We start from the raw sequence: 20,528 nt of genomic DNA, 5'->3' as shown, positions 1-20,528 counted from the left end.
TGATCACCGAAGCGACCCGCCGAAAAAGCCCACTGCGCGCAACGCGCAGGCGCAATCCGGCTCACGCTATGATCAGCCCTGACGAGCCTTGAAGCGCGGGTTCAGCTTGTTGATGATGTACATGCGGCCCTTGCGGCGAACCAGACGGTTGTCACGATGGCGAGCCTTGAGCGACTTGAGCGAATTCTTGATCTTCATTTTTCTGATCCGCGATCTCTGTGGGGGAATTTCACATTCGCCCGTATCTTTTAAACAATCAAAAAGCGCGTCTGTGCGCGCTCTTTAGGTTGGGCGTGCAGATAACCCGGCCTCATGTCTGTGTCAACCGCATGAAGGCTTTTTCTCGGGCAAAAACCTAGGCTTTTCCCGTGAGCACTGTCACATGCCCCATCTTTCGGCCGGGGCGGGATTCGGTCTTGCCATAGAGGTGGACGAGGGTATCTCGCCGTTTCAGCCAATCAGGCAGGCCTAAAATATCGTCACCGACGAGGTTCTGCATCACACAATTGGAGTGGCGGTCCGCATTGCCGAGCGGCAGGCCGCCGACGGCGCGGATGTGCTGCTCGAACTGCGAAACGACGCAGGCTGCCTCGGTCCAGTGGCCGGAATTGTGGACGCGCGGCGCCATCTCGTTAGCGATCAAGCCGCCGTCTGGGAGAACGAAGAACTCGATTCCGATGACGCCGACATAACCGAGCGAGGAGAGAATCGCTTCCGCCGCCTGACGTGCCGCCGCCGCGGTCGCATCCGAGATCGAGGCGGGCACCGTCGAGGAGTGCAGAATGCCATTGCGATGCACGTTTTCCGCCGGATCGAAGGCGACGACGGTGCCGTCCGCCGCGCGGGCGGCGATGATCGAAATCTCGCGCTCGAAGGCGACGAAGCTCTCCAGAATCAGCGGCACGCCGCCAAGGGCGGCAAAGACGCCTTCGGCGCTGTCGGCTGCGGAGCGGAAAACCTTCTGTCCCTTGCCGTCATAGCCGAGACGCCGCGTCTTGAGCACACCCTGGCCGCCGAAGTCTCTCAGCGCTGCTTCAAGCTCGCTTTGGCTGTCGACGGCATGGGAGCGCGCGGTCGGAATGCCGCATCCATTGATGAAGCGCTTTTCGAGGAGGCGGTCCTGCGCCACTTCCAGCGCCCTTGGCGGCGGGTAGACGGGGACGTCTTTCGCAATTGCTTCAGCTGCCGATACGGGCACGTTCTCGAATTCATAGGTGACGACGTCGCAGGCCTTCACCAGTTCTGCCAGCGCTGCGGGATCGTCGTAGGCCGCAACGATCTGGTTGTTGGCGGCCTGCGCGGCGGGACAATCGGCCTGGGGTTCCAGGATGATCGTGCGGAAGTTCAGCCGTGCTGCGGCCATCGCAAGCATGCGGCCGAGTTGGCCGCCGCCGATGATGCCGATCGTCTTTGTCGTCATAGGTTGTCCATAGGATATTCGGCAATCGAGGCACTCTGGCGCTCGCGGTATTCATCGAGCCGCTCGGCGATATCCTCGTCCGAAAGCGCAAGAACGGCGGCCGCCAGCAGCGCCGCGTTGATCGCGCCAGCCTTGCCGATCGCCAGCGTGCCGACCGGAATGCCGCCCGGCATCTGGACGATGGAAAGAAGGCTGTCCTGGCCGGACATCGCCTTCGACTGGACGGGAACGCCGAAAACCGGAAGCGGCGTCAGTGCGGCCGTCATGCCGGGAAGATGGGCGGCACCACCGGCACCGGCAATGATCACCTTGAAGCCCTCGTCACGCGCGTTCTTGGCGAAGCTCACCATGCGGTCCGGCGTCCGATGCGCTGAAATAATGCGCGCTTCATACGGGATTTCCAGCGCCTCCAGCGTGTCGGCGGCGTTTTTCATGGTCTCCCAGTCGGACTGGCTGCCCATGATGATGGCGACGGGAGGTCTGTCTGTCAGCGTCAACGGCATTACCCTTTCAGGCGATGATATCCGGAATGATCTGGTCTTCCAACTTGGTCAGCTTGTCCTTGATGGCGAGCTTCTTCTTTTTCATGCGCTGGATGCGCAACGCGTCGCATCCCATGGCAATCATGGCGTTTATCGCGGCGTCGTAGTCCTCGTGCTCCTGACGCAAACGCGCTGCCATGAGCCTGATTTCCGCCTGTTCCTGATCGGCCATTCGTATTCCCCATAGTCGTCTTCGGACGTTGTCCGGCCTGCCGATGATTTCCGCAAGCTCCTATCACCAAATAGCGGTAACGGCTAGTTAGTGCTGATCATGAATTTGCCACCTACTGACCATGTTTTCGCCTTCGACAAGGATTCGAAAATATGTCACATTCCAAAAGTTGACGCCTAGAACCCCAGCGATGGATGGCTGGGGAAGGCAAGAGGAAGGAAGGGTCAAATGACTGTTCAAGCTCATCTTGAGTCACTCGAAAAAAAGCATGTAGCTCTTGAGGAGGAGTTACATTCGCTGATGGTATCCCCCTCCAGAAAAGACACCGAGATTGCGGATTGCAAGCGCAGAAAGTTGCGCATCAAAGACGAAATCCAACGTCTGAAATCATCCGTTCACTAAGCAATAATGCGGATTGCCGGCGCGCTGATCCTGCAACGCAAAGAGGATAAAATCCAACATTTCAATGGGTTAGTAATAGCCGGCGATTTTTGAAAAATCATGCGCCAGTCCCAAGCAGTGCGGAGTTGGGCTGGCGCATTTCTATTGGGCGATCGGCCTCACGTCCAGAATTGATCAAGCCACAGATTGAGCTTGTCGAATCCGCGGTTGTTGACCGCATAAATACGTTTCGTGCCTTCGGAGGTCACCGACACAAGGTTGCTGTCGAGCAGGGCTTTCAAGTGCTGCGAGACCGCCGGCCGGCTGATTGGGAGGCTCTCGGCGAGTTCGTTGACCGTTCTCGGCGCGCGCCTCAACTGCTCCAGCAGGAACCGCCGGTTCGGGTCTGATATCGCGGCGAAAGGGTCGGTGGTCGACATGGCAAAAAAGCTACGTCAAAGGCAGCTTCCGGGCAAGGAAATTGTGCGCCGCAACCGAGCGGCGTCCGCTGGCGCGCCGGGACTTAGAATCCGAGCCCCTGGTGTATGATCAGAAGTGCTGCGATCAGTGCCATCGCATACATGAACGGATAGAATATCTCCGGCTTCATGCGCTTGACGCACCAGGCGCCAGCAATGGTCGCGAGCGGCGCGAAAGGCAGCAGCGTCGCCGATGTCACGAGGTTCTTCGCGTCGAGTTGGCCGAGTGCGAAATAGGGAATGAGTTTCACCGCGTTCAGGATGGCAAAGAAACGCACGCTGGTGCCGGTGAATTCGCGCGGCGGCAGTTTCAGGGGCAGGGCATAGATCTGAAACGGCGCGCCGCCGGCATGGGCGACGAAACTGCCATAGCCGGAAAGCGTGCCCCAGGCGCTCGCAAGCAGGGGGCGCTGGCCGCGTGGCAGGACGACCTTTCCTGCGCCGGGGCCGAAGTTGTTCCAGAAATAGCGGGCGCAGAAGAGTACGGTGACTGCACCGATGACCACGCGCAGGACGTTGCCGGGCACCAGTGCGGATGTCGCCCAGCCCACCGCGATGCCGAAGAGGGCACCCGGCAGCATGATGTTCAGCGTCGTCCGGTCGCCATGCTTGCGCCAGACGACAAGCGAGATCATGTCCATGAAGATCAGGATCGGCAGCAGGATGGCGGCAGCTTCGACAGGCGAGACAACCAGCGCCAGAATGGGGACGCCGATCAAGGCTAGTGCATCGCCCATGCCGCCTTTGGCGAGGCCGACAAGCAATACGGCGGGCACGGCGGCACAAAAGAATGACAGTTCCGGCAGCATGCTTTTCAAGTCCTCCCCTTGCCAGCCCCCTCTAACGGAATTACTCACACAAAACGAGTGTGGATTTGCCGCCTGCGGCGAAATCCGCTGAAATTGGAAAGAGTTCATGACCGGACCGGAAAACCGCTGCCGCCTTGTCCTGATCGTCCCGGACATCGCGGATGCCGACGAGCAGGCAAACATTCTCGCCAACGCGCTGAAGGGCGGCGACGTTGCCTCGGTGATCGTGCCGCAATACGGGCTCGATGCCGGAGCGTTTCAGAAACATGCCGAGAGACTGGTTCCGCTCATCCAGAATGCAGGTGCAGCGGCCCTGATTGCGGGCGACAGCCGCATTGCCGGACGCGCGAAGGCCGACGGCTTGCATTTGACGGGTTCAGCCGCCGAAATCGCCGAGGCGATCGACAAATATGAGGGCAAGCTGATCATCGGCGGCGGTAAAGCAGCCGACCGCCACACGGCTTTGGAGATCGGCGAGGCGCGGCCGGACTATATCTTCTTCGGCAAACTCGACGGTGACATCAAGCCGGAGGCGCATCCGAAGAACGTTGCGCTCGGCGAATGGTGGGCCTCGATGATCGAAATTCCCTGCGTCGTCATGGGCGGCACCGATCCGGCTTCTGCCCTGGTCGTCGCGCAGTCGGGTGCCGAGTTCGTGGCGCTGCGCCTGGCGGTGTTCGGCGAGCCGGGGCAGGCCGCTTCGATTGTCGCTCAGGTCAACGCACTTCTTGACGAAAAAGCGCCACGGTTTGAGGATTGATATCGCGGCCATGCCGATCTCCTCCGCCAGTTTGCGTCGACCTCTCCTGCTTGCTGCCGTTTTCGCGGCTCTTTTGCCGTATGGCGCTTCGGCGCAGACGGTCGACAACGTCGTGACACGGCCGCTGGGCTCGGAAGCCGAACCGTTCAAGACCAACCGGCCGGCAGAAGGGGCGCAGCCCTCGACCGGCCTCGGTGTGCTGGATCGCATGGGCGCCAAACTGCCCGACCTGCCGGCTGAGAAGGATTACAAAGGGCCGATCGATACAGCTTACGGTGCCTATCAGCGCGGTTATTATCTGACGGCAATGCAGCTGGCGCTGCCGCGCGCGCAGCTCGGAGATCCGGCGGCGCAGACGCTGATTGCGGAAATGCAGTATGCCGGGCTCGGCGTTCGCCGCGATCTGAAGAGCGCAGCCTTCTGGTACGGCAAGGCCGCCGAAGGCGGCGATGCGGCAGCGATGTTCAAATATTCGTTGATCCTGATGGCGGGAGAACTCGTACCGCGAAACAAGGCGAAGGCGGATGATTATATGCACCGGGCGGCCGACGGCGGCAATCCTTCAGCACAATTCAACTGGGCGCAGTTGTTGACGACTGATCATCCCGGTCCCGAAGGATTGAAACTCGCGCTTCCCTACTACGAGAAATCCGCCCGGCAAGGCATCGCCGACGCTCAATATGCCGTAGCGCAAATCTATTCCGTGCTTCCCGATCTGCCGGAGCAGAAAAAGAAGCTGGCACGGGAATGGCTTTCCCGCTCGGCGCGCGCAGGTTTCGACACTGCCCAGCTCGACCTCGGCATCTGGCTCATCAACGGCAACAACGGGCCACGCGACTTCGTGAATGGGTTTCTGTGGATGAAACTCGCCGCCAATCGTGGCAACGTCGCGGCGCAGAACAAGCTCGCACATCTTTATATCAATGCGCTTGGCACCAAGCCGGACCCGGTCGAAGCGGCGAAATGGTATGTGCTTTCCCGCCGGGCAGGGTTGCCCGACCCGGAGCTTGAGGATTTCTATCTCGGTATCGAGGACGTTCAGCAAAAGCAGGCGATCGACCGGGCGAACAAGTTCCGCCGCCTGCCCTAAGGCTCAGAACAGGGCGTCGGCGGAGCCTTCGGTGCCGACGACCTCTTTCAGAGTCCGCAACGCTCTCCCCTTGAAATTTGCCTGATTTTGTGGTCTTGAGGCCGCCAATCTAATAAGAGCGCTGCCTTTTCCGGCGATCAGGGAGCTTTCCCGCCCTGACAGCGCATCCCGTATCAGTTCCAAGGAAATGCTCCAATGGCCCGTTCTGCTCTTCTCAACGTCATGGTTCAGGCTGCCGTCAAGGCAGGAAAATCGCTGGGGCGTGATTTCGGGGAGGTGCAGAACCTGCAGGTTTCGGTGAAGGGGCCTGGCGATTTCGTTTCCAATGCCGACCGGAAGGCTGAAAAGATCGTCAGGGACGAGCTTCTGAAGGCACGCCCGACCTATGGGTTCCTCGGCGATGAGAGCGAAGAGATCAAGGGCACGGACGGGGCACACCGTTGGATCGTCGATCCGCTCGACGGCACGACCAACTTCCTGCACGGCATTCCGATGTTCGCGGTCTCGATCGCGCTTGAACGGAATGGCGAAATCGTCGCGGGCGTCGTCTTCAATCCGGCGATGGACGAGCTCTACACCGCCGAGCGCGGCGGTGGCGCCTTTCTCAACGACCGCCGCCTGCGTGTCGGCGCGCGCCGGGTGCTTTCGGATTCCGTCATCGGCTGCGGCGTGCCGCATCTCGGCCGCGGCAACCACGGCAAGTTCCTTGTCGAGCTCCGGCATGTCATGGGCGAGGTGGCTGGGATCCGGCGTCTCGGTTCGCCGGCGCTCGATCTCGCCTATATCGCCGCCGGCCGCTTCGACGGTTTTTGGGAGACGGGACTTGCGCCCTGGGACATGGCGGCCGGTATCCTGCTGATCCGTGAGGCAGGCGGTTATGCGACCGACTGGAACGGTGGCACGGATATTCTCGATACCGGCGCTATCGTCGCCGGCAATGAATATATTCACAAGGCGCTGATCGAGACCGTCAAGCGTCCCATCCCCGCGAAGTGAGACGCACGGGAAACCGGCTGTTGTAAAGACACGGTTTTCTCTGCCCGCGCACTTCAATTCGGCACAATGTTGATCTAGTCTCCGGCTGCAAGCAATCTGGAGGGCTGCGCAACCATGGAAAATGTGAATGCGGCGGAATTCGGCTCGACCGAAAAACCGAGCAGCAACTATGTTTATAGACTCTCCAGTCCGATGCCGTTCCTCTGGACGATGCTCCTGTTTCTCGTGATTGTCGGCTTCATCGCTTCCATCCTTTTCCGGCAGACGCAGACTGCGTTCATGCACAATCCGGGCCTCAACGGCCTCATCGTCGGCGTGCTTGCGGTCGGCATCATCCTGGTCTTCACCCATGTGTTGGCGCTTCGTCCGGAAGTGCGTTGGTTCAATTCCTTTCGCGCGGCCGGCAGTGCCGACAAGGTAAACCGCAATCCGAGACTGCTTGCGCCCATGCGGGCGCTGATCGGCAACCGTAAGTCAACGGCAACGCTTTCGACCACGGCTCTACGCTCAATTCTCGACTCGATCGCGACCCGGCTCGATGAATCGCGTGATACGTCGCGTTACCTCATCGGCCTTCTCGTCTTCCTCGGTCTCCTCGGTACCTTCTGGGGTCTCATCGGCACGATTGGCTCGATCAGCGGTGTCATTCAGTCGCTGGACGCAGGCTCGAACGGCGGCGGAGACGTGCTGACCACGCTCAAGGAAGGTCTGTCCCTGCCGCTTTCCGGTATGGGCCAAGCCTTCTCGTCCTCGCTACTCGGCCTGTCCGGATCGCTTATTCTCGGTTTCCTCGATCTTCAGGCGGGGCGTGCGCAGAACCGCTTCTACACGGAACTCGAAAACTGGCTGTCCTCGGTGACCGATGTCGGGTCGGATATTGCCGTTCCGACGCTCGACTCGGGTACGTCCTCCGAGGATCTCCGCGCGATGTCGGACTATCTGAAGAAGGTTGCCGAAGAAGGTGGCGCTGGCAGCCAGCGCTCGGTTGCTGCGATGGCAAGCCTTGCCGAGGGTATCCAAGGACTCGTCAAGAACATGCGCAACGAACAGCAGATGCTGCGCGACTGGATCGAAGCGCAGCAGGACGAGGCAAAGGCCATGCGCCGCACCCTTGACCGGCTTGCTGAGCGCATCGGCGCGCAGGAAAAGCAGAGTGCCACCGAGAGAAGCCATCGCGCCAGCCAGACCGAAAAAAGCGAGGGCAAGTAAGCCATGGCGCTCGCCCGAAACCGCCGTCGCCACGGCGAAATGAACTACTGGCCGGGTTTCGTCGACGCATTGTCGACGCTGCTGATTGCCATCATGTTCCTGCTGACGGTTTTCGTCGTCGGCCAGTTCATTCTGAGCCGCGAGATTTCCGGCCGCGACGAAGTGCTGAACCGCCTCAACAGCCAGATCAACGAACTGACGCAGCTGCTCGCGCTTGAGAAGGGCAGCAAGCAAGATCTCGAGGATTCTGTCGCCAACCTGCAAGCCTCCCTCACGACGGCCGAAGGCGAGCGCTCGCGCCTGCAGGCATTGCTTGATGCCGGTTCCGGCGGCAAGGACGCCGCGCAGCAGCGCATCGGCGGCCTGACAAAGGAACTCGACGAACAGAAGCAGCTAAGCGACCGGGCGCTCAGCCAGGTCGAAATTCTCAACCAACAGATAGCAGCCCTGCGCAGCCAGATCGCAGCCGTCGAGGCCGCGCTTCAGGCTTCAGAGCAGAAGGACCAGAGCTCGCAGGCGAAGATCGCCGATCTGGGCAGGCGCCTGAACGTCGCGCTGGCGCAGCGGGTTCAGGAACTCAATCGCTACCGCTCCGATTTCTTCGGCCGCCTGCGCGAGATCCTGTCCGACCGCGAAAACATCCGCATCGTCGGCGACCGTTTCGTCTTCCAGTCAGAGGTTCTGTTCCCTTCCGGCAGTTCCGATCTCAATCCGGAAGGCACGGCGGAGATGACGAAACTTGCCACTGCGCTGCTTGATCTTTCCAGGGAAATACCGCCGGAAATCAACTGGGTGCTCAGGGTCGACGGCCATACCGACAATGTGGCGCTTTCCGGGGCCGGCCGCTTTCGTGACAACTGGGAGCTTTCCTCGGCCCGTGCCATCTCTGTCGTCAAATATCTGATTTCGCAGGGCGTTCCTTCCGACCGTCTCGTGGCGGCAGGTTTCGGCGAATTCCAGCCGATTGCGCCCGGTGAAACACCGGAAGCCCGCGCCACCAACCGCCGCATCGAGCTCAAGTTGACCGAGAAATAATCAGCGCCTATATGCTCGGCGGCCTTTTCTTCGTCGATAGCCACCGAACAGCGTCGCCTAGGGGGCCATGACAGCCTCGATCTTGCCAGGCAGGGCTGGGTCGTTGGCGAAGTCGCCGGCTATGGCGGAGGCAGCATGCACGGCTACAATGCGCTTGAGGGGAATTTTCCTCGGCGGTTGTATCTTTTCGGCCGGGCCGAGGGAAGGGCCGTGTGCGGCGGCGCCGTTCGGCGCCGCCGAAGTCCGGTTAAGCCGTTGCCTTGGTCTGATCGTCGACCGTTGCGTCCGGCACATTCTTCTTGATAGATTCGATTGCGCTAAGCGCGGATGCCTTGGCTTTGTAGCCTTCCGAGCTGAACATGGATTCACCGTTCGACGCCTTGAAGCGGAAACGGAATTCGCCGGCCTTGTCCTTGTACACTTCAAACTTATACATCGATTATCTCCCAATTATCAGGAAGTTGCCCCGGTAACATGGGACAACCTAGTGCAAAAGTTGAGTCTATTCCATCTGGATATTCGCGCCCTTCACGATGGGTCCCCACTTGGCCAGTTCGGCCTTCACATGCGCGCCAAGTTCCTCCGGCGTCGAACCGACGATCGTGGCGCTGAATTCCTTCATGCGTCCGGCAACTGCCGGATCCTTCAAGGCCTTGTTGGCGGACTCGTTAAGCTTCGCCACAACATCCGCGGGTGTATTCGCTGGCGCAAAAAGCGCGTTCCAAGTGTAGGTCTCGTAGCCCGGAACGCCGGACTCAGCGATGGTCGGAATATCCGGGAAGGATGGAGCACGTTTCGCGGTGGTGACCGCCAGCGCCCGCAGCTTGCCGGATTTGATGTGGCTGGAAGACGACGGCAGATTGTCGAACATGATCGATACCTGGTTGCCCAGCAGATCGGTCAGCGCTGGGCCTGCGCCTTTGTACGGGATGTGCTGCATCTTGACGCCGGCCATCGAATTGAACAATTCGCCGGAAAGATGAAGCGGCGTGCCGTTGCCGGAGGAAGCATAGCTCCATTTGTCCGGTTCGGCCTTCAGCAGCGCGACCAGTTCCTGCACGTTCTTGGCGGGCAGTTCCGGATTGACGACGAGCACGTTGGGCACGATGACGAGCAGCGAAACCGGCGCGAAATCCTTTTCCGGGTCGTAAGGTGTGGATTTGAGGATCAGCGGGTTCAGCGCGTGGGTCGCGACCGTTCCCATCAGGATAGTATAGCCGTCCGGTTCAGCGCGAGCCACGTTGCCCGCGCCGAGATTGCCGCCGGCACCGGCGATGTTCTGGACGATCACCTGCTGGCCAAGGTCTTCCGACATCTTCTCGGCGATGATGCGCGCCACGACATCGGTCGATCCGCCTGCAGCAAAGGGAACGACCAGAGTAACCGCGCGCTCCGGAAACGCGTCGGCATGCGCAGTTCCGAGGCTCAAGGCCGCAAACAAGCCGAGGCCGAACGCCATGCGGCGGGTCATATTGAAAAGTGCCATTCGATTCTCCTCCCGGAATTCATCGGTTACGCCGCCCGACTGCATCAAATCGGGCAGAAGGAGGTTAGGGCGGACGCGGATAAAAGCAACCGGAAGCGGCCGCGTGGGAATGCAACTTTAGTCGCTGAGGTAAACTATCCGACTATTGATATTACAATCCGTCCTCCGATAACCATCTATGCGGAAGACCCTATTGAATTTGTGCGCTTGGCGGGACGAGATCGTGGAGTTTGACATGCAGCCCGTATCCAATCCATTTCCGGCAGTCGAGAACGAGGAGGAAGGTCTTTGGCCGGTGCGCCGGCACAAGATCCTCGACTGGCTGATCAATGAAACGCGCAACCAGCGGTTCATCGACAATATCCTGGTGGAGATGTGCGAGCGGTTGCGGACTGCCGGCGTTCCCGTCGCGCGCGCGACAATGCATTTCCGGACGCTGCATCCTCAATGGCTCGGCGCGCGCATCCTCTGGCGTCCCGGAATGCAGGAGGCGAAGATCACGACCTTCGGCTACGGCGTCGAGACAACGTCGCAATTCCTGAACAGCCCGATGAACGAGATATTCAGCGGTGCCGCAGAAGTCCGGCAGAAGCTGGACGGCGAACCCACGTCCTACCCGCTTTACGATGAGTTGCGACAGGATGGCCTGACGGACTACGTCGCCTGGCCAATGGAGCACACACTCGGAAAACGGCATGTCATTACCTTCTCGAGTGACAAACCAGGCGGTTTTGACGAAGAGCATCTAATCTTCCTCAAGGACCTTCTACCAGCGCTCACACTTGTCACGGAGGTCCGGATCAAGAACATTCTCGCACGCACGCTGCTTCAGACCTATGTCGGGCCCCATGCCAGCGAGCAGATTCTTGCCGGTGCCACGACACGTGGCAGCGGTGCAACGGTCGGCGCGGCGATCCTCATCTGCGACTTGCGCGACTTCACTACGATTTCCGATTTATGGCCGCGCGACGATGTGATCGAGCTGCTGAATGATTATTTTGATGCGATGTCGGAGCCGATCGAAAAGCACGGCGGTGAGATCCTGAAATTCATGGGTGATGGTTTGCTCGCCATCTTTCCGCTGACCAATCCCAATGCCTGCAGCAATCTTCTCCACGCAATCAAGGAAGCGCAGGCAGCAATGACCGAGCTCAATGTCTTCAACGCCGAAAGGGGGCATGTGGAGTTGCGCTATGGCGTCGGCGTGCATGTGGGGGATGTCATGTACGGCAACATCGGCTCGCGCAAGCGCCTCGATTTCACCGTGATTGGCCCCGCCGTCAACGTCGCATCGCGGCTGGAGACCCTGACCAAGGAAATCAAACGGCCCGTGCTGCTGTCCAAGGCGTTCGTCGAAATGGCGGGGTGCGAAAGCGATCTGGAAAGCCTCGGATTCTATCCGCTGCGCGGCTTGGACCAGCCTGTGGATGTCTACGCGTTTCCTCAGGCGTAGCGCCTATTTGGCGGCAGCCAGAAACTCTTCCGCACCTGCATCGAACTGCAGCTTCGCCAGCTTGGCATAGATGCCGCCATGGCGGATCAGGCTCTGATGCGTGCCTTCCTCGATGACGCGCCCCTGGTCCATGACGAGGATGCGGTCGGCTTTCAGGACGGTCGCGAGGCGATGGGCGATGACCAGCGTCGTGCGGCCGTGCATCAGGCCGTCGAGCGCCTTTTGCACCAGGGTTTCGCTCTCCGCGTCCAGAGCCGACGTTGCTTCGTCGAGCAGGAGGATAGGAGCATTCTTCAGGATCGCGCGGGCAATCGCGATACGCTGGCGTTGGCCGCCGGAAAGGGTAATGCCGCGCTCGCCGACCTCGGTGTCATAGCCCTTGTCCAGCCTTGCGATGAACTCGTCGGCCTGGGCGGCAATCGCTGCGGCGCGCACATCCTCGCGCGCCGCGCCGGGACGGCCGAAGGCGATATTGTCGTGGATTGAAGCGGCAAAGATGGTGACGTCCTGCGGGACGATTGCCATGCGCTCACGCAGATCATCGGGCGTCACCCCGCGTGCATCGATGCCGTCAATCGCGACGCAGCCCTGCTGCGGATCGTAGAAGCGGAGCAGCAGCGAAAAGACGGTGCTCTTGCCAGCGCCGGACGGGCCGACGATGGCGACGGTTTCACCGGGCGCGATGCTGAAGCTAAGGCCATACAGCGCCGATTTTCCGGGGCGCGACGGATAGGCGAAGTGCACGTTCGAGAATTCGACGCGTCCCCGGGCTGGCGCGGGCAGCGTCTCGGGCTTTTCGGGCGCTGCGATCGGCGAGACTTCGTCCAGCAATTCGGTCAGCCGGTCGGCGGCGCCGGCTGCCTGCGAGAGTTCTCCCCAGACTTCCGACAGAGCGCCGAGAGAGCCGGCGGCGATGACTGAATAGAGCAGGAACTGCCCAAGTGTGCCAGCAGAAAGCGTTCCTGTCAGAACATTCTGTGCGCCGACCCAAAGAACTGCAACGACGCTGCCGAAGATCAGGGTGATCGCAATGCCGGTCAGAAGTGCGCGCGAGCGGATGGCGGAGCGTGCGGCCTCATAGGCGGATTCGACGGCGGCGCCATAACGGTTTGCGGCTGCGTCCTCGCCGCTGAAGGCCTGGACGGTGCGCGTGGCAGCGATCGTTTCGCTGGCGAAGGCGGAAGCTTCGGCGAGCGTATCCTGTGCGGCGCGAGAGCGCTTGCGAACGGATCGCCCGAAGCCGACGAGCGGAAAGACGATCAGCGGGATTGCACCGAGCACAAGGCTTGAGAGCTTCGGCGAGGTCACGATCATCATGCCCATCGCGCCGAGACAGAGAATTGCGTTACGCAGTGCCACAGAGGCGGTCGCGCCGACAGCCGATTTGATCTGCGTCGTGTCGGCCGTCAGGCGCGACACGATCTCGCCGGACTGATTGACATCGAAGAAGGAGGGAGAAAGCCGTGTGACATGCGCAAAGACATCCCGGCGCATATCCGAGACGATGCGTTCGCCGAGCGTGATGACGAAATAGTAGCGAAGGGCGCTTGCGGCCGCGAGCACGACGGCGATGACCATCAGCATCGCAAAGTAGCTATTGATGAAGGCACCGTCAGCCTGCGTGAAGCCGTGGTCGATCATGCGGCGCACGGCAAGCGGAAGCGTGAGCGACGTCACGGCGGCAACGGCAAGCGAAGCCAGTGCGCCTGCGACCATGCCGCGATAGCGCATCACATAGGGTGCCAGCCGTGCGAGCGGCTTCAAGGAACGCGACTTCTTTTCCGCGGTCTGCACTGCGTCTGCCAAATCATCTCCAATCGCCCCAATACCGCTGATCGGCGGCTTGCAGGCCCTTGTTATCCGGGCGGCCTTCATGTATAGGCACCGCATCCGAATGGGAAGCCGTAGCCTTCGTGACTGCGGCTTCATTTATTCAATCGGTTCTCTTGCCGCAATGACTTGCGTCAAATTGGACCCTGGCATCGCAGGAAGATTGTTATGAAGGCTGATATCCATCCCGACTACCACGTCATCAAGGTGGTGATGACCGATGGCACCGAATACGAAACCCGCTCGACGTGGGGTTCGGAAGGCGCTGTCATGAACCTCGAAATCGATTCCAAGTCCCACCCGGCCTGGACCGGCGGCAACCAGCAGCTCATGGACCGCGGCGGCCGTGTGTCCAAGTTCAACAAGCGCTTCGGCGGCCTCGGCCTCTAATCGCTTCTGCGCGGTACAGAATTTGGAAAAGCCCGGGTTTCCGGGCTTTTTTATTGCTTGAATGAGTCTGAGTGAGTGCCGATGCGTGCAAGCTGCAGTTCACGGCATCTCGATGCGACAGCAGCAGCCAATCGGCCTCAATGTGAAGGTCGCGACAGCACGCAACAAAAAACCGGCCGCGCACGACGCAGCCGGTTCACCTTTAGTCTAGCTTATGCAAGCTCTCAGTTGTTGCCGAAAGCCGTTTGCAGCAGGCTCAGCTGTGCTTGGACGCTGTTCTGATTATCCGGAACGATCGGCGCTTCATTCGGGCGATAGATTTCACGGTCGAGTAGGGCAACGCGGTTTTGGAGGCGTAGCGAGCGTTCAACGAGATCGCGGAAGGCTTCCGGCAGGTCGCCCCAGCCCGGAGCGTTGCGGTCCACGTTGAACCCGTCAAGGCGGACCTTGTTCTTTTCAGCGAGGACCTGATCGCGCGACATTTCGCCGTTGTTGACGGCACGCTGCAGGAGAAGCCAAGATGCCATCTGCATCAGGCGTGTCGTGAGGCGCATCGATTCGGCCGCGTAAAGAACGGAAGCCATGCGGGGCAGGACCTTGGAGGCGGCGCGGCCGTTGCCGTCCAGATAGGCAGCAGTTTCCTCGACCAGCGACATGCCTTCTGCGTACAACGTCTTGAACTGCGAGGATGCGGCAGCGCGGCCCGCAAAACTGATGGTATTCAAACCGAGTTCCGACATTCAAATGGTTCCTGTTGCACGCATCTACATATGTTCAGGTAACGCCAGCCCAAACTAAGGTTTCAGCGGCCGGTCTTTATGTCTTTAAGATGGTATCTTTAGCCCAATTGCGCAAGGCGTTTCTTAAGAAAGGGTTAACTTCCACAGATTCGTGGTGAATCGCCACCGGTGCAAAAAGAAGAGCCGCAAAAGCGGCTCTCAAGGTAAAACAGGGAGAAAAATCAGACCAATTCACCGCATGGGAAACTGTCTGAGATCCAGAGAAAATCTGGATGAGAACAGTAATATCTTATAAGGCTTAATATTCTATTAAGACTGTTTCGCATTAAGACTTGTGGCAGCGGTTTTTCGCGCGCTTGCAGCCCTTATCCTTTTCTAAGAGCGAAAAAGGCTTTCTGCCGCCGCGCGGCCCGAAGCCTTCCTTGTCACTTCGGCCTCGATGCGGGCGATCTCCGCCTTCAGCACTTCGACTCGTTCCTTCAATTCGTCCTCGGAAAGCATCGAAAGATCGCTTCCGATTTCGTAAGCCACCTTCTTCTGCGGCCGGTCATCGTCAATGAAGCTCATGAGCAGTCCTCCGTTCGGTTCCTCAGCCGTATTTTACCGCAGGATCGCTGCTTTCGGGAGGCTTGTTTGACACTCGTTCGGCAAGCGACATGCTTTCGGGCGTGAGCATCTGGGAGGTGCCGGTCGGAATGGTCGTATACATCTCACGCTCGCTTGCTGGCACTGCGGCGCGAATGCGGCTGCGGATGATTGCGTAAACGGTGATCAAGACATGCGACAGCCCCGTGACGAGGAAGAGCGCATACGGACTGACGATTGACATCACAGGACCGCCGATCGTCGGTCCGATCACCGTCCCGATGCCGTAGAGCAGCAGCAGTCCGCCCGAAACTTTCACGAAATCCTCGGAGGAGGCGAAGTCGTTCGCATGCGCGACGGCGATCGGATAGAGCGTGTTGGCGACCGCGCCGTAAAGAATGACAAGGCCGATCAGGACAACCGGCGAGGAGGGGTGCAGCAAGACGATCAGCACGCCGGCGACCGCGGCGATCGCCGACATGGCTGCCAGAACATAGCGGCGGTCGATGCGATCGGAAAGGCGCCCGGCGGGAAGCTGCATCAGTGCGCCGGCGAAAATGGTGGCGCTCATCATGATTGCGATACTGGCGTCGGAAAGCCCCGCGCCGGCGCCGAAAACCGCGCCGAGCGTACCGTAGGCACCGTTGGCGATGCCGACCATCAGGATGCCGAGGCAGGAGACGGGCGAATTGCGGTAGAGCGCAGGCAGGTCGAGCTTCACGGCCTTCAGCGGTTGCGGCGAGGCTGCAGTCGAAAGCGTCGTGGGCAGCATCGCGATGCAGTAGAAGATGCCGCAGACCATGAAGAGCAACGGCGTTCGCACGTCTTCCAGCGGGATCATCATCTGCCCGCCAACGACACCGAGAAGCGTGATGCCGATATAGAGCGAAAAGATTGCGCCGCGGCTTTCGTTCGTGGCGCGTTCGTTCAGCCAGCTTTCGATGATCATCGAGGTGCCGGCGGTCGAGAAGCCTGTGACGGCACGCAGCGCGATCCACCACACGGGATCGATGACGATGCCGCTGAACAGGGCGCTGATGGCGATGATCGAGATGAAACCGGAGAAGGCGCGCACATGGCCCACGCGCCGCACCAGTTTAGGGGCGACGAGGCAGCCGACGACAAAGCCTGCGGCCCAAGACGTACCGAGCAGGCCGAGCGTGGTCGTGGCATAACCTTCGAGATTGCCGCGGACGGGAAGCAGGATGCCCTGCAGACCATTGCCCATGAAGAGGAAAAGCGTTCCGAAAAGCAGCGCGGCGACGGACAGCAGATTTCTTCTCATTTCCCCACTCTCGGCGAGTTCGATTTAAAGAGTCATAAGACGAGACGCTGTCCGTCCTGTCCCAATAATGTTGATTGTGCCCCGGAATGCCGTTACGGCATGAAGAAACGCTGTGTTCGCGCGGAATAATGTCGGTCCTGTGACATTCTGAAAATATTGGAAAATAATGCCGTGACAAAGCTGCTGGCGCTGGTGCTCATCCTTGCCATGGTCATACAGATCATCAAGCCGCTGGGGCTGCCCGGTTTGCGGCGCCGGATGGACTTTTGGAAGATTGCGCTGGTCGCGTTCGCGGTTTGGGCGGTTGCCCTCCTTGGCCGCGACCTGATCGCCTAGACGGTGATCTCACCGCGCATGACCGGCACGCAGGCGCCGGAGATCGAGACGTCCGTCACCACGCCATCCTTCTTGACGACATCGACTTCGATGATGCTGCGCCGGCCCATTTCGACACCCTGTTCGATCGTCAAGCGCCGGGTCGTCGTCTGCTCCGGCGCAAGGGAAACGAGATAGGCGGAAAGGGCCGCTGAAGCGCTGCCGGTCGCGGGGTCTTCCGGGACGTTGTCCAGCGGCGCGAACATGCGGGCGCGGATAGTCCAAGGCTCCTCGGGCGAGCGGGCATAGACGAACAGCGAGAAATCGTGATTGCCTTCGGCGTTAGGGCCGGCGGCGTCCTGGAAATGCGTCAGATTCGGGCGTGCGGCGCCAAGCGATGCCGGGCCGTTGAGTTCGGCAACCGCGAAGGAGAGGCCGACGGAGACGAAAACCGGTTGATGGGTTGAGTTGAGGATTGCGTGGCTGTCGATGCCGATGCAGCGCGCAACGGTTTCTTCCGAGACGGCAGCCCCGATATCCAGAGGCCGAGGCGCGCGGATCGTTGCAGCGGTTACCCGGCCCCCGACGCGGCGAAGCGCCACTTCGACCAGTCCGGCCCTTTCTTCGAAACGCAGCGTGTCTCTGACTGGCTTGCCGAAGATTTCCTTCTGCTGGCCGAGAACATAGGCCGTTCCGACATTCGGATGGCCTGCGAAGGGGATCTCCATCGTCGGCGTGAAGATCCGGACGTTCGCCGTGTTGGCGGGGTCCCTGGGCGACAGGACGAAGGTGATTTCGGAATATCTGAATTCCGCTGCGATCTTCTGCATCGTCTCGGTGCCGAGTTCTTCCGCGCCCATGACGACCGCAAGAGGATTGCCTTCGAAACGGTTGGAGGTAAAAACGTCGACAGTCGTATAGGAAAGGATAGTCATCGCGGCTCCGATATTTTGGATGCCGCGATAATCGGTCACGTCTTTCGGTCGCGAAAGCGCAATCTTGTCGTGGTGACAAAAGAAAAGCCCGGCGCGCCGGCCGGGCTTGATGGAGTCTTAAGGTAGGTTTCAAGCCGCCTTTTCGAGTTCCTGTCTCCAGCTGCCCTTGGCGGCAAGGCTGTTCATTTCGGCGCGATGGCTGAAGGCGCGCTGACCGGCGGCAACGTTCTCCGGCTTGCCGCCCCAGGCCTTCAGTGCTGTATCCTGCAGGGCGCGGCCATACGAGAAAGTGACTTTCCAAGGCAGGTCGAACCCGGAATTGATCGCCGAAAGATGAGCTGTCGCCTCTTCGGTAGACTGACCGCCGGAAAGGAAGGCAATACCGGGAACGGCGGACGGAACCGTGCGCTTCAACACCTGGACGGTGCGTTCGGCGACTTCCGCGACGGATGCCTTGCGGGCGTTCTTGCCGTCGATAACCATGTTCGGCTTCAGGATCATGCCTTCGAGGCTGACACGCGCATCAGCGAGTTCTTCAAAGACGGTGCGCAGCGTCCATTCGGTGACCTGGGCGCAGCGATCGATAGTGTGGTCGCCCGGCTTGCCGTCCATCAGGCATTCCGGCTCGACGATCGGCACGATACCAGCTTCCTGGCAGAGCGCGGCGTAGCGGGCGAGCGCGTGGGCGTTCGCCTTCATCGAACCCCAAGTTGGGAGCGACGAAGAGATAGCGATCACTCCGCGCCATTTGGCGAAGCGGGCGCCGGCTTCATAATATTTGGCAAGGCGGCCGGCGAGACCGTCGAGGCCTTCGGTGATCGTTTCGCCCGGATACTTCGCCATCGGCTTGGCGCCGATATCGACCTTGATGCCGGGAATACTGTCTGCAGCCTTGATGATGTCGACGAAGGGCGTGCCGTCGGCCGCCTTCTGATAAAGCGTCTCTTCGTAGAGGATGACGCCCGAGATGTATTTCTTCATGGCCTCTTCGGAGCGGAAGAGCATTTCGCGATAATCGCGGCGGCTGGTTTCAGTCGATTCCAAGCTGATCGTATCGAACCGCTTTCCAATCGTACCGGTCGATTCATCGGCGGCAAGCAGCCCCCGGCCACCCGCTACCATCTTTGCTGCAATGTCTTCCAGGCGTTCGCTCATTTTTCACTCTCTCCAGGACAAGAAAATCGGCAACCAGAATGAATATAGGTCGGCGATAACAGAAGTTTATAGCCAGGAGAATGGAGCGCTAAGTCATTGAAACGATTGAAATCGTTTCAATCGTTTGAAACTTTGAGATTTTTTTCGCCGCGTGAGCAAAAGACCGCGAAAGCCTGAAAGCCTCCGCGTTCTATCCACATGTAAAGATTGCCAAATCAGCCGGGCGGCTACTTGCCGGAAAGGACGGCAATACCCGGCAGGACCTTGCCTTCCATCCATTCGAGGAAGGCGCCGCCTGCCGTCGAAACATAGCTGAAGTCATCAGCGGCGCCGGCATGGTTCAGTGCCGAAACAGTATCGCCGCCGCCTGCGACGGACGTGAGCTTGCCAGCCTTGGTACGCTCGGCGGCATACTTCGCGGCTGCGACTGTCGCCTTGTCGAAAGGCTCGATTTCGAAGGCGCCGAGCGGTCCGTTCCAGACCAGCGTCTGGGCGCGCTCGATCCAGGCCTTGACCACGTCGACCGACTTCGGACCGACGTCGAGTACCATGGCGTCTTCCGGAATGGCGTTGATGTCGACGGTCTCGTTGGCTGCACCCGCTTTGAATTCGCGCGCGACGACGCCGTCTTCCGGCAGGATGATCGCGCAGCCGGCTGTTGCGGCTTCGATCATGATCTGCTTTGCGGTTTCGCCAAGGTCATGCTCGCAGAGCGACTTGCCGACATTGGTGCCGCGGGCGGCGAGGAAGGTATTGGCCATGCCGCCGCCGATCACCAGAGCGTCGACCTTCTTTACGAGGTTCATGAGCAAGTCGATCTTGGTGGAAACCTTGGCGCCGCCGACGATGGCAACGACCGGGCGGACTGGATTGCCGAGGCCCTTTTCGAGCGCTTCGAGTTCCTGCTGCATCGTGCGGCCGGCATAGGCGGGAAGCAGGTGGGCAAGGCCTTCGGTGGAAGCATGGGCGCGATGCGCGGCAGAGAAAGCGTCGTTGACATAGATGTCACCGTTGGCAGCGAGCGCCTTGGTGAATTCCGCGTCGTTCTTTTCCTCACCCTTGTGGAAGCGGGTGTTCTCGAGAAGCAGGATATCGCCGTCCGTCATTCCGGCGACGGCCGAAGCAGCGGCTTCGCCGATCGAGTCCGATGCGGTCGCGACCGGCCTGCCGAGCACCTTGGAAACGTCCGGCGCGATCAGCGAGAGCGAGAGGTCCGGCGAGGGGCCTTCCTTCGGTCGGCCAAAATGCGCAAGCAGAATAACCTTGGCACCCTTCTTCGACAGTTCGAGGATCGTCGGAGCAACGCGTTCGATGCGCGTCGTGTCGGTAACCTTGCCGTCCTTTACGGGCACGTTGAGGTCGACGCGGACGAGAACACGCTTTCCGGCGATGCCGTTGAGGTCGTCGAGAGTCTTGAAAGCTGCCATGGGACTATCCGTTCATTAATTGCCTTGGAAAGTG

24 protein-coding genes are annotated in these 20,528 nt (G+C 60.0%); 9 read left to right on the top strand and 15 right to left on the bottom strand.

Annotated elements, in window-relative coordinates; genetic code table 11:
* Nucleotides 1-72: 72 nt before the first annotated feature.
* From ykgO to N2599_RS14580, 4 genes are all read right to left on the bottom strand, one after another.
* A complete protein-coding gene (gene ykgO / locus N2599_RS14595) occupies nucleotides 73-198 on the bottom strand; it encodes a type B 50S ribosomal protein L36 (RefSeq protein WP_003542835.1) in 126 nt (41 codons plus the stop codon).
* A 157-nt stretch (nucleotides 199-355) separates the two neighbouring features.
* Nucleotides 356-1,420 carry a 5-(carboxyamino)imidazole ribonucleotide synthase gene (locus N2599_RS14590; protein ID WP_027508065.1) on the bottom strand — a complete coding sequence of 355 codons (1,065 nt, stop codon included), beginning with the start codon at nucleotides 1,418-1,420 and terminating at the stop codon, nucleotides 356-358.
* A complete protein-coding gene (gene purE, locus N2599_RS14585; RefSeq protein ID WP_027508066.1) occupies nucleotides 1,417-1,911 on the bottom strand; it encodes a 5-(carboxyamino)imidazole ribonucleotide mutase in 495 nt (164 codons plus the stop codon). The genes N2599_RS14590 and purE overlap by 4 nt, the downstream gene beginning before the upstream one ends.
* A gap of 19 nt (nucleotides 1,912-1,930) precedes the next feature.
* Complete coding sequence (locus N2599_RS14580) at nucleotides 1,931-2,134, bottom strand: YdcH family protein (RefSeq protein WP_027508067.1); 204 nt, start codon at nucleotides 2,132-2,134, stop codon at nucleotides 1,931-1,933.
* Between the two features lie 228 nt (nucleotides 2,135-2,362).
* On the opposite strand from N2599_RS14580, the gene N2599_RS14575 reads away from it, so the two are divergent.
* Nucleotides 2,363-2,536, top strand: a complete 174-nt coding sequence (locus N2599_RS14575; protein WP_037140868.1) for a YdcH family protein — start codon at nucleotides 2,363-2,365, stop codon at nucleotides 2,534-2,536.
* A 158-nt stretch (nucleotides 2,537-2,694) separates the two neighbouring features.
* Here N2599_RS14575 and N2599_RS14570 read toward each other — a convergent pair whose 3' ends face one another.
* Both N2599_RS14570 and N2599_RS14565 read right to left on the bottom strand, forming a co-directional pair.
* The gene (locus N2599_RS14570; protein ID WP_027508068.1) at nucleotides 2,695-2,955 is read right to left on the bottom strand and encodes an ArsR/SmtB family transcription factor; all 261 of its coding nucleotides are present in this window, start codon (nucleotides 2,953-2,955) and stop codon (nucleotides 2,695-2,697) included.
* Between the two features lie 83 nt (nucleotides 2,956-3,038).
* Nucleotides 3,039-3,803 (bottom strand): sulfite exporter TauE/SafE family protein, encoded by a 765-nt coding sequence (locus N2599_RS14565; protein ID WP_027508069.1) that lies wholly within the window; start codon nucleotides 3,801-3,803, stop codon nucleotides 3,039-3,041.
* Between the two features lie 106 nt (nucleotides 3,804-3,909).
* Here N2599_RS14565 and N2599_RS14560 point away from each other — a divergent pair, with 106 nt between their 5' ends.
* The 5 genes from N2599_RS14560 (at nucleotide 3,910) to N2599_RS14540 (ending at nucleotide 8,893) form a co-directional block, all read left to right on the top strand.
* Nucleotides 3,910-4,563, top strand: coding sequence for a thiamine phosphate synthase (locus N2599_RS14560; protein WP_027508070.1), 654 nt, complete (start codon nucleotides 3,910-3,912; stop codon nucleotides 4,561-4,563).
* 10 nt (nucleotides 4,564-4,573) lie between these two features.
* Nucleotides 4,574-5,653 carry a tetratricopeptide repeat protein gene (locus N2599_RS14555; RefSeq protein ID WP_027508071.1) on the top strand — a complete coding sequence of 360 codons (1,080 nt, stop codon included), beginning with the start codon at nucleotides 4,574-4,576 and terminating at the stop codon, nucleotides 5,651-5,653.
* A 195-nt stretch (nucleotides 5,654-5,848) separates the two neighbouring features.
* Nucleotides 5,849-6,649, top strand: a complete 801-nt coding sequence (locus N2599_RS14550; protein WP_027508073.1) for an inositol monophosphatase family protein — start codon at nucleotides 5,849-5,851, stop codon at nucleotides 6,647-6,649.
* 114 nt (nucleotides 6,650-6,763) lie between these two features.
* Entirely contained in the window at nucleotides 6,764-7,858 is a 1,095-nt protein-coding gene (locus N2599_RS14545) for a hypothetical protein (RefSeq protein WP_027508074.1), read from the top strand.
* A 3-nt stretch (nucleotides 7,859-7,861) separates the two neighbouring features.
* Nucleotides 7,862-8,893 (top strand): peptidoglycan -binding protein, encoded by a 1,032-nt coding sequence (locus tag N2599_RS14540; RefSeq protein ID WP_027508075.1) that lies wholly within the window; start codon nucleotides 7,862-7,864, stop codon nucleotides 8,891-8,893.
* Nucleotides 8,894-9,140: 247 nt separating this feature from the next.
* Here the strand turns inward: N2599_RS14540 and N2599_RS14535 are convergent, their stop codons facing one another.
* The gene (locus N2599_RS14535; protein WP_027508076.1) at nucleotides 9,141-9,329 is read right to left on the bottom strand and encodes a YegP family protein; all 189 of its coding nucleotides are present in this window, start codon (nucleotides 9,327-9,329) and stop codon (nucleotides 9,141-9,143) included.
* Nucleotides 9,330-9,395: 66 nt separating this feature from the next.
* Nucleotides 9,396-10,379, bottom strand: a complete 984-nt coding sequence (locus tag N2599_RS14530; protein WP_027508077.1) for a Bug family tripartite tricarboxylate transporter substrate binding protein — start codon at nucleotides 10,377-10,379, stop codon at nucleotides 9,396-9,398.
* 235 nt (nucleotides 10,380-10,614) lie between these two features.
* Between N2599_RS14530 and N2599_RS14525 the strand changes: the two genes are divergently transcribed.
* Nucleotides 10,615-11,832, top strand: coding sequence for an adenylate/guanylate cyclase domain-containing protein (locus tag N2599_RS14525; protein ID WP_027508078.1), 1,218 nt, complete (start codon nucleotides 10,615-10,617; stop codon nucleotides 11,830-11,832).
* 3 nt (nucleotides 11,833-11,835) lie between these two features.
* On the opposite strand, the gene N2599_RS14520 is transcribed toward N2599_RS14525, so the two are convergent.
* On the bottom strand, nucleotides 11,836-13,707 hold the full coding sequence (locus N2599_RS14520; protein WP_375714110.1) for an ABC transporter transmembrane domain-containing protein: 1,872 nt from the start codon (nucleotides 13,705-13,707) through the stop codon (nucleotides 11,836-11,838).
* A gap of 123 nt (nucleotides 13,708-13,830) precedes the next feature.
* Between N2599_RS14520 and rpmE the strand changes: the two genes are divergently transcribed.
* Entirely contained in the window at nucleotides 13,831-14,052 is a 222-nt protein-coding gene (gene rpmE / locus N2599_RS14515; RefSeq protein ID WP_027508080.1) for a 50S ribosomal protein L31, read from the top strand.
* 224 nt (nucleotides 14,053-14,276) lie between these two features.
* Here the strand turns inward: rpmE and rcdA are convergent, their stop codons facing one another.
* The 3 genes from rcdA to N2599_RS14500 form a co-directional block, all read right to left on the bottom strand.
* Nucleotides 14,277-14,792: a protease adaptor protein RcdA gene (rcdA, locus tag N2599_RS14510; protein WP_027508081.1), complete on the bottom strand. Its 516-nt coding sequence runs from the start codon at nucleotides 14,790-14,792 to the stop codon at nucleotides 14,277-14,279.
* A 375-nt stretch (nucleotides 14,793-15,167) separates the two neighbouring features.
* Complete coding sequence (locus N2599_RS14505) at nucleotides 15,168-15,359, bottom strand: DUF1192 domain-containing protein (RefSeq protein ID WP_027508082.1); 192 nt, start codon at nucleotides 15,357-15,359, stop codon at nucleotides 15,168-15,170.
* A gap of 22 nt (nucleotides 15,360-15,381) precedes the next feature.
* Nucleotides 15,382-16,662, bottom strand: a complete 1,281-nt coding sequence (locus N2599_RS14500; RefSeq protein WP_027508083.1) for an MFS transporter — start codon at nucleotides 16,660-16,662, stop codon at nucleotides 15,382-15,384.
* Between the two features lie 171 nt (nucleotides 16,663-16,833).
* Here N2599_RS14500 and N2599_RS14495 point away from each other — a divergent pair, with 171 nt between their 5' ends.
* Complete coding sequence (locus N2599_RS14495) at nucleotides 16,834-16,998, top strand: hypothetical protein (RefSeq protein WP_086995614.1); 165 nt, start codon at nucleotides 16,834-16,836, stop codon at nucleotides 16,996-16,998.
* Here the strand turns inward: N2599_RS14495 and N2599_RS14490 are convergent.
* The 3 genes from N2599_RS14490 to N2599_RS14480 form a co-directional block, all read right to left on the bottom strand.
* Complete coding sequence (locus N2599_RS14490; RefSeq protein ID WP_027508084.1) at nucleotides 16,995-17,912, bottom strand: PhzF family protein; 918 nt, start codon at nucleotides 17,910-17,912, stop codon at nucleotides 16,995-16,997. The genes N2599_RS14495 and N2599_RS14490 overlap by 4 nt on opposite strands.
* A 129-nt stretch (nucleotides 17,913-18,041) precedes the next feature.
* The gene (locus tag N2599_RS14485) at nucleotides 18,042-19,067 is read right to left on the bottom strand and encodes a class I fructose-bisphosphate aldolase (protein WP_027508085.1); all 1,026 of its coding nucleotides are present in this window, start codon (nucleotides 19,065-19,067) and stop codon (nucleotides 18,042-18,044) included.
* 227 nt (nucleotides 19,068-19,294) lie between these two features.
* Complete coding sequence (locus N2599_RS14480; protein WP_027508086.1) at nucleotides 19,295-20,494, bottom strand: phosphoglycerate kinase; 1,200 nt, start codon at nucleotides 20,492-20,494, stop codon at nucleotides 19,295-19,297.
* Nucleotides 20,495-20,528 lie beyond the last annotated feature (34 nt).

The sequence above is a fragment of the Rhizobium sullae genome, assembly GCF_025200715.1.
Taxonomy (GTDB): domain Bacteria; phylum Pseudomonadota; class Alphaproteobacteria; order Rhizobiales; family Rhizobiaceae; genus Rhizobium; species Rhizobium sullae.
Note: the sequence above shows the minus strand (reverse complement) of the source record. Positions and strands in the feature narration are given on the sequence as shown.

Coding starts and splice junctions, on each gene's coding strand:
- N2599_RS14545 (WP_027508074.1), top strand. CDS start 6,764: ATGGAAAATGTGAATGCGGCGGAATTCGGCTCGACCGAAAAACCGAGC.
- N2599_RS14540 (WP_027508075.1), top strand. CDS start 7,862: ATGGCGCTCGCCCGAAACCGCCGTCGCCACGGCGAAATGAACTACTGG.
- rcdA (WP_027508081.1), bottom strand. CDS start 14,792: ATGTCGGAACTCGGTTTGAATACCATCAGTTTTGCGGGCCGCGCTGCC.
- N2599_RS14535 (WP_027508076.1), bottom strand. CDS start 9,329: ATGTATAAGTTTGAAGTGTACAAGGACAAGGCCGGCGAATTCCGTTTC.
- N2599_RS14550 (WP_027508073.1), top strand. CDS start 5,849: ATGGCCCGTTCTGCTCTTCTCAACGTCATGGTTCAGGCTGCCGTCAAG.
- N2599_RS14575 (WP_037140868.1), top strand. CDS start 2,363: ATGACTGTTCAAGCTCATCTTGAGTCACTCGAAAAAAAGCATGTAGCT.
- N2599_RS14480 (WP_027508086.1), bottom strand. CDS start 20,494: ATGGCAGCTTTCAAGACTCTCGACGACCTCAACGGCATCGCCGGAAAG.
- N2599_RS14525 (WP_027508078.1), top strand. CDS start 10,615: ATGCAGCCCGTATCCAATCCATTTCCGGCAGTCGAGAACGAGGAGGAA.
- N2599_RS14565 (WP_027508069.1), bottom strand. CDS start 3,803: ATGCTGCCGGAACTGTCATTCTTTTGTGCCGCCGTGCCCGCCGTATTG.
- N2599_RS14570 (WP_027508068.1), bottom strand. CDS start 2,955: ATGTCGACCACCGACCCTTTCGCCGCGATATCAGACCCGAACCGGCGG.
- N2599_RS14530 (WP_027508077.1), bottom strand. CDS start 10,379: ATGGCACTTTTCAATATGACCCGCCGCATGGCGTTCGGCCTCGGCTTG.
- N2599_RS14500 (WP_027508083.1), bottom strand. CDS start 16,662: ATGAGAAGAAATCTGCTGTCCGTCGCCGCGCTGCTTTTCGGAACGCTT.
- N2599_RS14580 (WP_027508067.1), bottom strand. CDS start 2,134: ATGGCCGATCAGGAACAGGCGGAAATCAGGCTCATGGCAGCGCGTTTG.
- N2599_RS14520 (WP_375714110.1), bottom strand. CDS start 13,707: ATGAAGGCCGCCCGGATAACAAGGGCCTGCAAGCCGCCGATCAGCGGT.
- N2599_RS14555 (WP_027508071.1), top strand. CDS start 4,574: ATGCCGATCTCCTCCGCCAGTTTGCGTCGACCTCTCCTGCTTGCTGCC.
- N2599_RS14490 (WP_027508084.1), bottom strand. CDS start 17,912: ATGACTATCCTTTCCTATACGACTGTCGACGTTTTTACCTCCAACCGT.
- N2599_RS14590 (WP_027508065.1), bottom strand. CDS start 1,420: ATGACGACAAAGACGATCGGCATCATCGGCGGCGGCCAACTCGGCCGC.
- rpmE (WP_027508080.1), top strand. CDS start 13,831: ATGAAGGCTGATATCCATCCCGACTACCACGTCATCAAGGTGGTGATG.
- ykgO (WP_003542835.1), bottom strand. CDS start 198: ATGAAGATCAAGAATTCGCTCAAGTCGCTCAAGGCTCGCCATCGTGAC.
- N2599_RS14485 (WP_027508085.1), bottom strand. CDS start 19,067: ATGAGCGAACGCCTGGAAGACATTGCAGCAAAGATGGTAGCGGGTGGC.
- N2599_RS14560 (WP_027508070.1), top strand. CDS start 3,910: ATGACCGGACCGGAAAACCGCTGCCGCCTTGTCCTGATCGTCCCGGAC.
- N2599_RS14505 (WP_027508082.1), bottom strand. CDS start 15,359: ATGAGCTTCATTGACGATGACCGGCCGCAGAAGAAGGTGGCTTACGAA.